The organism is Candidatus Paceibacterota bacterium, from assembly GCA_041663045.1.
Lineage (GTDB): Bacteria > Patescibacteriota > Minisyncoccia > Phycocordibacterales > GWA1-40-21 > Bog-1340.
On record JBAZRH010000002.1, the window covers coordinates 68,812 to 83,199 of the forward strand.

Consider the following 14,388-nt stretch of genomic DNA (forward strand, 5'->3'; position numbering starts at 1 on the left):
GTTTGGTTGTTTTTGTACAAATCTGTTCCTAAAAGATATTAACCCGAGAAGATATTTGTGTCAATAGTTCCGTAATATTTCAATAGCTTGTCATTCCCGTGGAAACGGGAATCCAGTTCTGGCTTCTGGATCCCAGATCTAGTCTGGGATGACAGAAAAGAAATATGACTACATCTTCTCCGGTGCCTTTATACCTAGCAGATTAAGACCATTTTTCAAAACCACAGTAAACGCTTCCGTAAGCGCCACTTTATAAGAAGAGTTTTTGTCTTCTTTATCTACTATCTTCCCTTTCGCATAAAAACCATTGAAAGACGAAGCAAGCTGTATCAAATATGTAGCAATATGATTTGGCGCATAGTCCTTCCCCGCCCTTTCCACTATTTCAGGAAATCTATAAAGCATTTTTTCTAACTCAAATATTTCGTGTCCCCTTTCTTTCGTATTTCCGGAAATTCTTTCATCCTTCGCTTTTCTCAAAACAGATTTCGCTCTGGCATATGAATATTGCAAGTATGGCCCGGAGTCCCCTTCAAAAGAAATCGATTTATCGAAATCAAAAATAATATCTTTTCCGGTCACCTGTTTTAATATTGAATATTTGAGAGCTCCAACCGAGACTTCTTCAGAGACTTTCTCTCTTTCTTTCTCTGACATTTCTCTCCCTTTCATCTTTTCTTTGATTGTATCCTTGATTTTATCAATCAGAGATACTGCAGTCACAACCTGACCCGTCCTTGAAGACATCTTGCCGGTCGGTAGTCTAAGCATGCCGTGAGACAAATGTACTGTCTTTACGGCCAATTCTGGGAAGACAAGACTCATTGCTTTCAATAAGACTTTGAAATATTCATTAATCTCATTGCCTGTTATGACAATTGATTTATCGTATTTAGTTTTATCATATTTAATCTTTGCAAGGCCCAACTCTTTTGCCTCATAAGTTGGAAGTCCTTCTTTGTTTATAAATACACGAGTATGTAAACCGTAATTCTCCCCTCTAAAAATTATCGCTCCGTCGCTCTTTTCAAAAACTTTCCCTATATTTTTTTCGACGATTTCTTTCCCAAAAGGACCAGTCTCACTTTCGAAGAATTTATTATCAAAACTTGTCCCTAGAATTTTATATATGTCTTCAAAGTATTCTAAACTAATCTTTCTACCCCATTTATATACTTTATTTGCTAAAGGGTCAGATCCATCATAGATATTCTTGTTTATCTTTAAAATATCTGCTTTCGCAGCTAAGTCCCCTTCGTAAGCTTCTGCACCATACACATACGCCTCACCTAGAGATGAGGCTGAGTATTTTTTATCTGAGAATAATTTATCGATGTCTGGTTGCAAGACAATGATTCCATAAATAGCTTTGGCCACATGCAAACCCACATCACCCTGATAACAGGCACGCTTTACGTTTGCCCCGTTTGCTTCAATTATTCTTGAGACAGCCTCACCGATAGAATTACTCATCAAGTGACCAATATGAAATTCTTTAAAGGGGTTTGGGTCAGTATACTCAACTACGATTTTCTGACTTCTCAGATCTTTATTTTTTCCGAACTTCTCACCAGATTTCAAAATCTCTTTCACACTATCCGTAAAAAAGTTTTTGGAGAGATAGAAATTTATAAAGCCCGGGTCGGCAACTTCTATTTTTTCTATTTCGGCGGGTTTCCTTTCCAAAATCTCGGCTTTGATCTTTTCGGCAAACTCACGCGGATTTTCTGCCACAGCTTTGGCAAGTATCATGGCAATATTTGAAGAATAATCCCCATGCGAAATATCTTCCGGATGTTCCAGGTTAATTTTTGGTATCTTGCTTTCCTCTATTTGAAGCTCCCAAAGAGCCGTCTTTATAGCATTTTCCAATATATCGCGAATCATATGGGTTAATAATACGCTATTTTCCATAAAAATCCAGAATATCATCGTCGGGGCTGTTGTAGTATAATTGTAGTATTAATAACTAATCAAAATACTATGCAAACAAAAACAACAGCAAAGGATTTTTTCTTATATTTGGGAATTATGATCGGACTTTATGTCAGCTCTGTAACATTTATTATGCTAATGTTTCAAATTATCAACAAACTCTTCCCTATTGCCGGAGACTATACTGGTGGAATAGAGGGATCGATACGAGTAGCGATGGCAGCACTTATAATATTCTTTCCGGCATTCTTGTACTTATTGAGACTTGCAAATAAAGATTTGGTTAAGCTTTCAGAAAAAAAAGATTTGTGGGTAAGGAAGTGGCTTATATTTCTAACACTCTTCGTCTCTGGCTTGGCTATAGCGATAGACCTCGTCACTTTGATTTACAGATTTCTCGGTGCGGAAGACTTGTCTTTGAGATTCTTCTTGAAAGTGGCGGTCGTGCTTATAGTCGCTATAGCGATTTTCAAATATTGTCTGTCGGATTTCAAAAGAGAATCATTTGAACTTACGAGAAAAGTGAAAATATCTTTTTCTGTGGTCTCTCTGGTAGTACTTGCCGGAATAGTCGGTGGGATATTCATAATCGGCTCGCCAAATGCTCAAAGAGCGAAAAATATGGATGATAGGAGGGTAAATGATTTGATGACAATTCAAAGCCAGATAGTGAATGTTCAGTGGCAAAATAAAGGGACGGTACCGGCAAACTTGGCTGTATTAAATGATCCGATAAGCAATTTTATAGCACCAAAAGATCCAGAGACAAATACTGATTATGAGTACAAAATGCTATCAAAAAATAGCTTTGAACTATGCGCGACCTTCAAGACAAAGAGTGATGCGACCAAAGCAACCGTACCCGTGTATTCTGGAAGTGCGACCAATGAAAATTGGCAACATGATGCCGGAAGATTCTGCTTTACAAGGGTGATAGACCCCGAGCTTTATAAAGGAGTGCCGGTTTGGCAGAAGAATTAGGGATAAATTAAAAATGGATAATAAAACAGGGCGGATTTTCCTCCGAGGAAAATCCGCCCTTTGTTGAATCAACTCAATCCAGTTTTTTCGGCCGACAAAGTCGAAGAAGACAAGGAGTATTATGTAGAGAATGAAAACTACTTCCACATATATGACCACGACTTATGGACAAAACCTTGTTCCCTAAACCTGGTTGTCTATCTTCCGGTGTGTTGGAGTAATAAAACACATCTTCTATAAAACCCTTGGTCCTACCCTCCAACCCCCTGTGGAGTTCATTGATTGTCGGAACTCTCCAACACCGTTCGGGAGGTAATACCTCGTTTGACAAAACAACCATTCTAGCGACCTCTTTTTCACCTCCGTGAATCTGGAAGTCAGCTGGAGCCCATTCAAGGGGAATGTACATCATTTCTCCCGCCCAACACGGTTCCCCACGGTTGAACTTCTTTAACTCTTCACCAATCTCCTTGCCATTTTGACCGAGGAGGTTTGCGATCAACTGCTTAAGCAGTCCAAGAAATTCTTGGAGCGCCTCACTGAGCATATTTTGCATGGTCAGTTTTCCTTTCCTTTTCTATTTTCTGTCTACTACTACATGCTAGAGGGCTACCTTATCGCCATAGCAAATTCAAAGTGCTCTGCATAAGGTATACGCCCAGAGTGATGAAAAGTCAAACACAAAAGGCGGGGCGCGAAGCGCCCCGCCTTTTGTGTTTTTATCTTACTTACTAAAAGCCGACTTCCCCGCCACATACCCCGTCGTCCAGCAAAGCTGAAGTGAGAATCCACCAGACGGTCTATCGAAATCCAAAATATCTCCGGCAAAAAATAAATTGTCGTAAAGCTTGGAACCCATTGTCTTGAAATCCACTTCGGAGAGGTCAAGTCCACCACTTGTGATAATCGCTTTATCAAAACCAAGCAGACCTTCCACTCGCAATTCAAATTTCTTGAGTTTTTCTATAAGAGCGAATCTTTCTTCTCTAAAAATTGAATGCATTTCTATTTCTCCGTCTATTTTTAGTAAATTCAGAATCTTTAGGAATATTTTTTGTGGCACCTCGTCCAAAATTAAGTTTTTTATCTTTTTATTTGAGTGTTCTTCAAAAAGCTTTTTGAATTTCTCATGCATTTCATCAAGACCTACACCAGGATAGAAATCTATAGCGATTTTCACTCCGCTCTCCAACTTGGAAGCCTGGCTTCCAAGTGAATTATAATTGAGTAATTCACCGACATCTTTGCTCATATTCAAAATCGTGGGGCCGGAAAGGCCTGTGTGAGTAAAAAGCACTCGTCCTTTTTTATTTATAACTTTCTTGTCCGCTTGAAAAACAGAAATTCCGACATTTTCCAAAGTAATTCCAGAGAAATCTCCGATCCAATTTTCTTTTATCTTTATCGGTACAAGAGATGGGTTTGACTCTGCAACTTTGTGACCGATTTCTGTAAGCCACTTAAATCCATCGCCAGTAGAGCCAGTTTCTGGATGTGATTTGCCACCAGAGGCGAGAATAAAGCTCTTTGCTTTTATCTCTTCCCCACTTTTCAATACAACAGATGTGATTTTTCCTTTTGTCTTTTTCAATCCGTCAACTTCAGCAGAAAGTCTGAACTCCACGCCATTATTTCTCGCATATCTTATAAGAGTTTCAAGGACGTCAAGCGAATTGCCGCTCTCCGGAAAAACACGGAAGCCGGGCTCAACTTTTGTCTTCAAACCAAGATTATTGAAAAACTTAATTGTCTTTTCCACACCAAAAACAGAAAATGGAGAATATAGAAAATCGCCTTTCTTTCCGTATTTGGAAACAAATTCGCGATGATTTGGATTGGCATTTGTCATATTGCATCTGCCACCGCCCGATATCAAAAGTTTTTTGCCAAGCTCTTCGTTTTTCTCAATCAAAAGCACTTTAGCGCCATTTGCACCTGCCACGCCGGCAGACATAAGCCCCGCAGGTCCTCCGCCGATTACAACAACATCATATTGCCTAGTGCTTTTAGAGACTTTCTTTACCATGAGAAGAGATTAGCATAAAAAGGGAAAATTCACATCAAAAAGCCCCGCCAATCAGAATTGGCGGGGCTTTTCTTTTTCTATTTTAAAACTTTTATGACAAATGTTTTGAAACGAGCTTTGTCATCTCAAACATATTCACCACTGCCTTTCCGCCGAAAACTTTCTTCAAAGCTGCGTCGGCATTGATATTTCTCTTATTCTTTGGATCCTGAAGATTGTTTTTCTTTATATAAACCCAAAGACCTTTTACAACTTCCGATCTTGGCATCGGACCATTTCCCACAACGGCGGCTAGCTCGGCGCTAACTGTCATTGGCTTCATAAATGCTGATGTTTTTTCTGCCATATTTTTTACCCGTTTCCGCCTAGGGCGAATTGGGCTTAATTAACTAATAACGCTACCCCGCTAGTATAACATAAATCTCCCCTAGGAACATCACGCAAAATCAATAGTCGATTATAGCCTTCTTTTCAAGATAATCTCAAAATGTTACACGGGAATCAGAAACTAAACCAATAGTATGTAGATATAACAAGATCTATACCCAAAAATATTATCAGAGACAACAAGATAAAAACGGTATTTATCACGTAAATATACTTAGCAAGAGTAATCCTTCTAATAAATAAAGCGAGTTTAAAACTTAAAAAAGGTACAAAGATAAATAAGTAAGAAAGAAGTAACCATGTTATATATTCGCTTGAACTGTTACTTTGAAAAAATCCGTACGGGAACAGAAAAAAACTCCCATAAAATACACACCAATAAAGTGTATAGACTAAAATTATAAATGCTGTCTTACCCCACCATGTATCTGTATGAAAAAAGTTACGAATAGATTGCATTTTCTATTTAATTATTATATTTATAATATCTTTTTAATAAATAAAAACAAGTGTGACCAAAATCCTTTGAAGAGATTGGTAATAGTAGATTTGATATTAACTCCAGAATTTGCCACTGATGCCGTAAAATTCATGCCTGAAGATGTTGCTTTAATAGTCAATGCAGGTGTTGATGAGGAAATCGATACTTGTGAGATTCTCAAGATAGTTTTTTGCTTTGTCGTCTTTGTAGTAGGTGGTAAAACAGACAAATCTTGTAAAGAAGATGAGGAAACCAACTGAGTGTTCTGAATAAATGACGTAGTGGATTGGCTTAATTGATTTGAGACTTGGTCTTCAGATCGGACAATCGCATTGTCTGAAGCAATCACGGGTGTAGAAGTGGCCGATGATGCTTCAGTGTCATCGGTAACTAAATTCTTTCTTGAGCCCCTTCTCGCTGTTGGCGTCGGAATCTTAATCTCTTGGATTAACTCTGTATTCCCTACATTATCTGTTGAGAAAAATAATACAGTCTTACCACTTGCATTAAATGGTTCTGTATATGGTATCCAGCTCTTTCCATCAAGAGAATACTCTACGCTAAGCACACCAGTATTGTCATCTACTGACATGAGAGAAACTGTCCCGTTTGCAGATATAGAACTTGTAGTTTCCGGCGGTAATAAGTCAGAAATGCTATAAGTGCTACTCGCCACAGTCTCTACCGATGGAGAAGATGCCGTTTCAAAAAGCCCGTCATTGTTTTCATCTTCTTGAATTATATACTCGGTACTCGTAGATGAAATATATATTTGAGAATTTGAAGAAATGTCTTTGATAGGAACTCTATGCCAATATGTCTTTCTAACTTTTGTATCATTGCTACCGATTTCCTCTACTGACAAATCATAGCTAGGAACATTCTCTATCGGTTTTATAAGTATCCGATAATTTTGAGTATTGTCTGGAAGAAAAGCAAAAGTATTATCGGAGATTCTGTCATAACTTACCCCAGAAATATTGTATTCAATATCTCCTGTGTCAGTCGGACCAGTATGATTCCCGACATTATCATAAATATCCAAGACTACGGAGCTGTGAGTAGATATAACACGGCCTGTGATATCACAAAAGCCTGTACTTGTAGAAATATTTGAAAGTATTGATGTATCGTCGCCGGTTAATATTGAGAAAATGGTTTCAGGCACACCAGATGTTGATGGTAATTCTGAATGAATAGCCTCTTTTACATAATAATTATGATCACCAAATGGACCTACAGCAGAATATAGAGGCACCGTACCATCACCATTTACATAGTCTATATTATAGTCGTCCACGGTTTCCTGCCAAAGAGATGTCCAAGTCTTTTTCTTCTTTGCCGTAATGCTCCCAATAGTTTTGGTCAGGCCGCAACCAGAAAAGTTATAAACGTCAGTGTCCTTCAAGTCGAAATTATCAATATCTTCATGCAAATCTTCTGCCTGAAGAAAGAGCGCAGAATTTATACCGTGACTAATCATAAAATCTTTTGTCTCATCATAATCCAACCATTTGCTAGAGCCTGATGTAGTATCGTATATATATTCGTTTGGTACAGAATTACCCTTACTTGAATCCCCATCTACATAGGCTCGGCTTGGTAATAAGTCAAAGACGGAGGGGAAATTTTGAGAAATAAATTTTAACCTTGGTTGGCTAAGTAAGTGTACATTACCAGAAATGATACTCATCCCCATATCATCTCCATACATCAAAGCTTTAAAAGCCTTCGGCGAGCCAAGGTGTGGGGTGCCAATAAAAAATATTTTATCAACTTTATCCGCACCATTGTCTGCCACATATTTTTGAGTCACAAGCCCGCCCATGGAGTGAGCGATGATTTCCACTCTGGATGAACCCGTTTCAGAAATTACCTCGTCTATTTTCTCTTTTAATAATATCGCACTTTCAGCATTACTTTTTCGCCAATCGTAAGGAAAAACAAAAAGGTCTGTGCCTTCAACATATCCGTCAGAAGTCAAAGTGGAAATCAATCCATCAAATGTATTGGAAACAGTTCTCCCTACAAGATCAACCTTTCTCAAAATATCCCCTACCTTCATCGGGAAAGCTGGATTTTCAGTACCATCAGAATTAAATGAAAGGTCATTTAAAAATTCATCAAAAAAAGAAAGTATAAGCTTGCTAATATTCGGCCAGATTTGTGAATTATCATCATAGTCTTTAGAAAGCTGTGTACCCATAATCCCCGGAATAATAATCACTGGGTTTCTTTTCTTACTCGGATCAACTGTAAGCCATGGCTTATATTCGACGTTCTTTGATATCTGATTTGCCGTACCAGAAGCATTTGTAAGTAAATTAAATGGTCCGGAAACATCTCCCCACCAATTTCCAACAGCTTTTATCGGGGCTGTCGGCACCTCAACCCATATCTGATAATAACCTGTTCTACCTATATACGTATCAAAGTATGAAGCATCGTTATAAATCCCGTATAAAGTATTATCTTTTATAATACTATTTTCTATATCAATATTTGCATTTGCACCAAAATTTTCTATACCATTATTATTTCCGGATATCTCACTACCAGATATCTTTATAATAGAATTGTCGGAAGTAAGAATACCGTCCCCAAGAAAATTCTTAATCTCTGTGTTCTCTATATTTGCTTCTACTTTCCCAAAAATTTCTACAGCTGTAGTATTACCATCACTTATTACAGAATTGGCGATATTTAAAGTCGTCGTTGCGTATTCATAGTCTCCGCTAAAAATATTAAAAACCCCGCCATAAGCAGAACCGGCTAAGATATTTTTCACAGATGAGTCAGAAAAACTCAAACTACTACCGTTAAATATCTCAATAACCAAATCCGCAGTAATATTATTAAAACTAGAACTAGCGATGTTGATGGAGCTGTTATTAAAGGCGTATACTACTGCCGAATTACTGTTATTTAATACACCCTCTATTCTTGAATTATACATGTTCATTGAGCTATCTTCAGAAATACCAAATACTTCCTCTGTGTTTTCTATATCTGTACTCACTATACTTATGGAGCTGTTGTTAGAGACTTCAAATAAATTACGAACGTTTTCTATATCTGAGTTACTTATCTCTACAAAACCGTTGTCATAAATCTCAGTGGTATTATATCCATCAATATTTTTTATTGTTGAGTTATATATCTTTATAGAACTACTCCTTAAAATACAAAAAGCCTCTTTGCTGATATCTTCTAAACTCGAATTTGAAAAAACTAAAGAACTTCCCTCATATATACCAAACCCGTATCCGCTTATATTTTTTACATTAGATGATTCTATTGATACCGTGCTAGTTGAAATAGCTGTAATGGCATCCCTAGAAAGATTTAGAATGTTGCTATTTTTTATAGAAACAGTGCTCTCGCTTAAGCTTAGCCCGTCAACACAATCTGTAATTGTCACTGATTCGAGTAATCCTGTCCCGGAATCACTTTCCAAGGCTAGATTGGCATAAGATATTTTGGTATTGTTTATTTCATAACTTCCCCCATCTAGAACTTTGATACCTCCCCAGCTCGAATACATAGGTGTCCAATCTGAATCATACCCATCTGTATCTCCCCCAACAGAATCGTCATACAGAGATGTAAAATAAATCTCTTCACCGAGTGCACCATTTGCAACTATTTTCCCTGAAATATTTAAATCACTATAATCCTCAAACTTAATAACTGTTCCGGGCTCGATTGTCAGGGTTGCTCCACTATCAATAAAAATATCCTTATAAATGACGTACGGACTATTATCTCTAGTCCAAATGGTATCTTCTGAAATATGATAATCATCCGCATCATCACCAAGAGAGATGTCAGTTTGTGCAAAAACTCTATTAAAAGGAAATAAAAAAGACAGGAAGAATAATCCTGCAAAAAGTAAAGAACAAATTTTAAAATTTCTCATTCAAAAAAATAATTATGCAACTTTATAAAAAATTCTGCTACATAATAGCATCCATTTTATAAACAAAAAAATACTTCAGTTGTTGATAACTGAAATATTTTTCTTATCCCTGCTCTTTATTTTATTTCTTCAGTGTCAAATCTATCTTCTTCGCCAACTTCACCATATCTTTTTCCTTCGCTCCCCTTGTGGTCTCACCGGCGGTGCCAAGGCGAATACCGGAAGGGTCCATTGGGCTTCTGGTTTCGTTTGGAATAGTGTTTTTGTTTACAATTATTCCAGCCTTTTCAAGCTTGTCGCTAGCTTCTGCTCCACTCATCCCCTTTCCACCCATCCAAGTGTCCATAAGTATCAAGTGGCTATCTGTTCCACCAGAAATAATCTTCCAGCCAAGCTTTTTCAACTCATCGGCAAGAACTTTTGCATTTTTCACTACTTGCTTTGCGTATTTTTTGAACGTCGGTGCTGATGCTTCTTTCAAAGCTACTGCCACAGCGGCGATTTGATTCATGTGTGGACCACCTTGAAGGCCTGGGAAAACAGCTTTGTCTATCAAATCTCCAAAAGATATTTCATTACCTTTTGCGCTTGTCTGTGTTTTGTCGCGTCTTGCAAAGATAAGAGCGCTTCTAGGCCCACGGAGGGTTTTGTGCACTGTCGTCGTCACCACATCTGCATATTCAAATGGCGACGGATATGCGCCACCGGCAACAAGTCCAGCAAAGTGCGACATATCTACCATAAGTATTGCGTGAGATGCATCGGCGATTTCTCTAAACTTTTTGAAATCAACAATCCTTGGATATGCTGTGTAGCCGGCGATTATCATATTTGGCTTTTCAGCAATTGCCAGCTTTTTTAGTGCGTCATAATCTAGGACTTCCGTATCTTTATTTACGCCATAAGGGACTTGAGTCCAGATTTTCCCAGTAGCAGAGACTTTATGACCATGTGTAAGGTGGCCTCCGTGATCAAGCGACATCCCCATCACCTTTCCTCCCTTTGGTACAAGTGCAAGGTATACAGCTAGGTTTGCTGGTGAGCCCGAAAGTGGTTGAACATTTACATGCCATTTTTCTCCCGCTAAGCCGAAAAGTTTTAATGCCCTTTCTTTGCAAAGCTCCTCCACCTTATCCGTAAAGGTCTGTCCTTTGTAATATCTCTTCCCAGGATACCCTTCCGAATATTTATTTGTAAACTTTGAGCCAAGCGCTTCGAGAACATCCTCCGAAACATAATTTTCAGATGCAATCAGAGAAATTGTCTTTTCTTGCCTCGCCTCTTCCGCCTTTATGAGCTTTTCAATTTGTTTGTCTTTCATAATACTTAAATGGGTCAATCTCGATAAGTGATACTGTCAATTCTAAATTAAATAACAATTAATAACAAGCTTGTTTTTTGTGATATAAACGATATGATAAACATGGACTAAATTGGTCCTTTAAAAGTAAAGAGGATTAAGACATATGAAGACATACAATAATGTATTAAAACAAATTCTGGAAAATGGCATTGACCGAAAAGGAAGAAACGCCGTAACCAGAGCTTGTTTTGCGATTCAGATGCGATTCAACATGGAAGAAGGCTTCCCGGCAGTAACTACCAAACAACTAGCGTTTAACGCCGTTAAGGGTGAGCTGCTCTGGTTCTTGGAAGGAAGTGGTAGTGATGAACGTCTGAAAGAAATAATGGGCAAAGATCGCACAATCTGGACGGATAATGCCGAAGCCCCTTATTGGAAGCCGAAAGCAAAATTCCCCGGAGATCTTGGGAGAGTATACGGTGTCCAATGGAGAACTTGGAAAAAACCTGACGGCACGACGGTAGACCAGATTGAAAATCTCATAAACAAACTCAAGACCGACCCAAATGACCGACGGCTTATCGTTACGGCTTGGAATCCAGGAGAGCTTGATGAGATGGCACTGCCACCTTGTCATATGATTTTCCAATTCTTCGCTGCTGACGGCAAATTGTCCTTGCATATGACCCAACGTAGTTGCGATATGTTCTTGGGGGTTCCATTCAATATTGCTTCTTATGCTTTGCTACTAGCGATGGTGGCACAAGTGGTTGGCATGACACCTCATGAGTGTGTTCTCACCCTCAATGACGCGCATATCTATCATGAGCATTTTGATGCAGTAAAAGAACAGCTCTCTCGTGAACCGATGAAGCTTCCAAAGCTCTGGCTCAATCCGGAAGTGAAAAATATTGATAAATTCACAATGGATGACATTAAGCTGGTTGACTATGAGCATCATCCGACAATCAAGGCAAAAATGATTGTCTAACCATAAAGGGAAATATGATATCAATCATCGTTGCGATAGCTAAAAATGGGGTCATCGGAAAAGGAGACGATCTGCCTTGGAAGCTTTCTGATGACCTCAAGCATTTCGCCAAGGTTACTAAAGGTCACACTGTAATCATGGGACGAAAGACCTATGAGTCCATAGTGAAGAGGTTGGGACATGCATTGCCAAACAGAAGGAACATTGTTGTCACCTCACAGGTAGATTTCAAAGCTCCGAGTTGTATGGTTGTCCGTTCAGTGAAAGAAGCCTTGAGCAAGTTACCTTTGGAAGATGAGGCTTTTGTTACTGGTGGAGGTGAGATTTACAGGCAATTTCTACCATTAGCAAATAAGTTGTATATTACTGAAGTCGATGTTGAGTGTGATGGTGATGTCTTTTTTCCTCCCTATTCGAAAGACGGTTGGAAATTGATATCGTCAGAACATCACAATAAAGACGAAAAGAATTCGTACGACTTTACTTTCCTAGAGCTTGTCCGAAAATAAAATGATCGACCAATAACAAAAAGGGCACCCCCGCGGATGCCCTTTTCTTTTGGTATTTATTTTCCAAAAGATTTATCCAATACTGACTTGAAGTCCTCCCAAACTTTTTCAATCGGCTGGCTAGCGTCTATCACTGCATGGGGTACGTGCTCGATGAATTCCTTGTATCCCGCTCGTAGAGCGTTATGAAAATCAATCTTTCGCGCTTCAAAATGGTTCAACTCCTCACCACCTTGATTATTCTTGCGTGCCAAACCAATAACCGGATCGATATCAAAATACACATACAAGTCCGGCTTGAGATCACCTAGATAAAAATCGCGCATTTGCCAGAAAAGATTCTCCAATTCCCTTGCTCCTTGAGCCACTATTTGATAAGCAAATGTAGACGAATCAAAACGATCTGAAACCACAGTCTTCCCCGCGTCCAAAGCTGGAGAGATTGTATTTTTCAAATGATCCGCTCGAGCTGCCCAAAACAGACCAAACATAGTCTTAGCATCCGCCTGTCCTGCATTTGGAGACTTCAAAATCAAATTGCGAATCTCCTCAGCATAGGGTGATCCCCCTGGTTCACGAGTAAGCACGAGGTTCTCTCCCAGTAAACTTTGCAACTTTTTGAGTTGCGATGTCTTACCAGCCCCTTCTCCACTATCAACCACTATGAATAATCCTTTTTTCATCCTATCTCCTTTTGAAATTGTTAAGATCACTAATCTAGCTAAACATTATCAGATTAAAAAAACATTAGCAATCTTTAAAATTATTTGGAAAGTTTTATAATCAAATCATCTAAATTTTTAAACAAATCATCTATAGAGCCCTCATTTATAATCGTAAAATCAGCCCTAGATATTGGCCCCGCTTGATGAAGTTTCTCTATCTGTGAATAATCTCTTGAAATTACTTCTTCCATTTTAAGAGGCCTGTGTAAACGCGTTGATAATCTTTCTATTCTAATTTCCGGTGAAGAATATATGGCAAGTGTCTTAAAAGCATCTCCAAATTCTTTCTTCATCTCAAGATATTCTTCCCAACTATACAAACTTTCAACGATAACGCTCGATTGTCTAAAAAGTTCCTTGACTTTTGACATATTTACAACGGCCATTGCTGCCATCCCATATTTTTCTCTTAACTCCTCTCTAATTTTCTTTTCGTTTCCTTCATTTATTGGAAGTCCTTGTCTTTTCAATTCATCAAAAGTCCCCTGACCAAAATATACTTTTGGCCAACTGGTTTTCTTCATTAAATATTCAACGACTTCTGTCTTGCCGGCTCCTGGAAGTCCGACTACTGCTAAAATAATTTTCTTCATAGTTATTTCATATTCGTATAAGTCACCATCTCTTCATTAATCAGTGTGTATTCTACACCTGCTTCTTTGAAAATATCTTTCGTCCTTTCTCCAGCATGATAATCTTTGGCTGCTAACACCTTTTTTATGCCAGCATTTATTATCATCTTTGCGCAAGCGTAGCACGGTGTCATCTTTACATACAAAGTCGCCCCCTCCGTACTCATCCCAAAACGAGCCGCTTGTACTATGGCATTTTGCTCTGCATGAGCGGTCCTTATACAATGTTTTGATTGAGTGCCGTCTTCTTGGACAACTGTATGCATCTCATGTCCCACCTCATCACAATGTTTGCATCCGGCTGGAGCTCCAGCGTACCCTGTCGCAATAATTTTCTTATCTTTGACGATAATACAGCCGGCCCTGCCCCTGTCACAGGTTCCCCTCTCTCCTATTGCATCCATTATTTTCAAGAAATATTCGTCCCAAGATGGTCTTTTGTGAGTGGTATTTTCCATAGACTTAATTTTACTCCAGAAAAAGAAAAAGCAAAGAGTAG

At 38.6% G+C, this 14,388-nt stretch carries 12 protein-coding genes; 3 read left to right on the forward strand and 9 right to left on the reverse strand.

The genetic code is table 11. The features are described 5' to 3' along the window. Positions 1 to 168: 168 nt before the first annotated feature. Positions 169 to 1,914: an arginine--tRNA ligase gene (gene argS, locus WC631_02535; GenBank protein ID MFA6227325.1), complete on the reverse strand. Its 1,746-nt coding sequence runs from the start codon at positions 1,912 to 1,914 to the stop codon at positions 169 to 171. Between the two features lie 69 nt (positions 1,915 to 1,983). Between argS and WC631_02540 the strand changes: the two genes are divergently transcribed. After that, positions 1,984 to 2,916, forward strand: coding sequence for a DUF5671 domain-containing protein (locus WC631_02540; GenBank protein ID MFA6227326.1), 933 nt, complete (start codon positions 1,984 to 1,986; stop codon positions 2,914 to 2,916). Positions 2,917 to 2,989: 73 nt separating this feature from the next. On the opposite strand, the gene WC631_02545 is transcribed toward WC631_02540, so the two are convergent. The 5 genes from WC631_02545 to glyA all read right to left on the reverse strand — a co-directional run bounded on the left by WC631_02545 (position 2,990) and on the right by glyA (position 11,050). Beyond that, positions 2,990 to 3,472, reverse strand: coding sequence for a hypothetical protein (locus WC631_02545; protein MFA6227327.1), 483 nt, complete (start codon positions 3,470 to 3,472; stop codon positions 2,990 to 2,992). Positions 3,473 to 3,640: 168 nt separating this feature from the next. Beyond that, on the reverse strand, positions 3,641 to 4,942 hold the full coding sequence (locus WC631_02550; GenBank protein MFA6227328.1) for an NAD(P)/FAD-dependent oxidoreductase: 1,302 nt from the start codon (positions 4,940 to 4,942) through the stop codon (positions 3,641 to 3,643). A 91-nt stretch (positions 4,943 to 5,033) separates the two neighbouring features. Then, a complete protein-coding gene (locus tag WC631_02555) occupies positions 5,034 to 5,288 on the reverse strand; it encodes an SWIB/MDM2 domain-containing protein (protein ID MFA6227329.1) in 255 nt (84 codons plus the stop codon). 520 nt (positions 5,289 to 5,808) lie between these two features. Next, on the reverse strand, positions 5,809 to 9,729 hold the full coding sequence (locus WC631_02560; GenBank protein MFA6227330.1) for a right-handed parallel beta-helix repeat-containing protein: 3,921 nt from the start codon (positions 9,727 to 9,729) through the stop codon (positions 5,809 to 5,811). A 121-nt stretch (positions 9,730 to 9,850) separates the two neighbouring features. Next, complete coding sequence (glyA, locus tag WC631_02565) at positions 9,851 to 11,050, reverse strand: serine hydroxymethyltransferase (protein MFA6227331.1); 1,200 nt, start codon at positions 11,048 to 11,050, stop codon at positions 9,851 to 9,853. 145 nt (positions 11,051 to 11,195) lie between these two features. Here glyA and WC631_02570 point away from each other — a divergent pair, with 145 nt between their 5' ends. Beyond that, positions 11,196 to 12,023, forward strand: a complete 828-nt coding sequence (locus WC631_02570; protein ID MFA6227332.1) for a thymidylate synthase — start codon at positions 11,196 to 11,198, stop codon at positions 12,021 to 12,023. A gap of 14 nt (positions 12,024 to 12,037) precedes the next feature. Next, positions 12,038 to 12,532, forward strand: coding sequence for a dihydrofolate reductase (locus WC631_02575; GenBank protein ID MFA6227333.1), 495 nt, complete (start codon positions 12,038 to 12,040; stop codon positions 12,530 to 12,532). A 56-nt stretch (positions 12,533 to 12,588) separates the two neighbouring features. Here WC631_02575 and tmk read toward each other — a convergent pair whose 3' ends face one another. The 3 genes from tmk to WC631_02590 all read right to left on the reverse strand — a co-directional run bounded on the left by tmk (position 12,589) and on the right by WC631_02590 (position 14,347). Next, positions 12,589 to 13,215 (reverse strand): dTMP kinase, encoded by a 627-nt coding sequence (gene tmk, locus WC631_02580; protein MFA6227334.1) that lies wholly within the window; start codon positions 13,213 to 13,215, stop codon positions 12,589 to 12,591. Between the two features lie 80 nt (positions 13,216 to 13,295). Beyond that, positions 13,296 to 13,850, reverse strand: coding sequence for an AAA family ATPase (locus WC631_02585; protein MFA6227335.1), 555 nt, complete (start codon positions 13,848 to 13,850; stop codon positions 13,296 to 13,298). 2 nt (positions 13,851 to 13,852) lie between these two features. Then, complete coding sequence (locus tag WC631_02590) at positions 13,853 to 14,347, reverse strand: cytidine/deoxycytidylate deaminase family protein (GenBank protein MFA6227336.1); 495 nt, start codon at positions 14,345 to 14,347, stop codon at positions 13,853 to 13,855. Between the last annotated feature and the right edge of the window lie 41 nt (positions 14,348 to 14,388).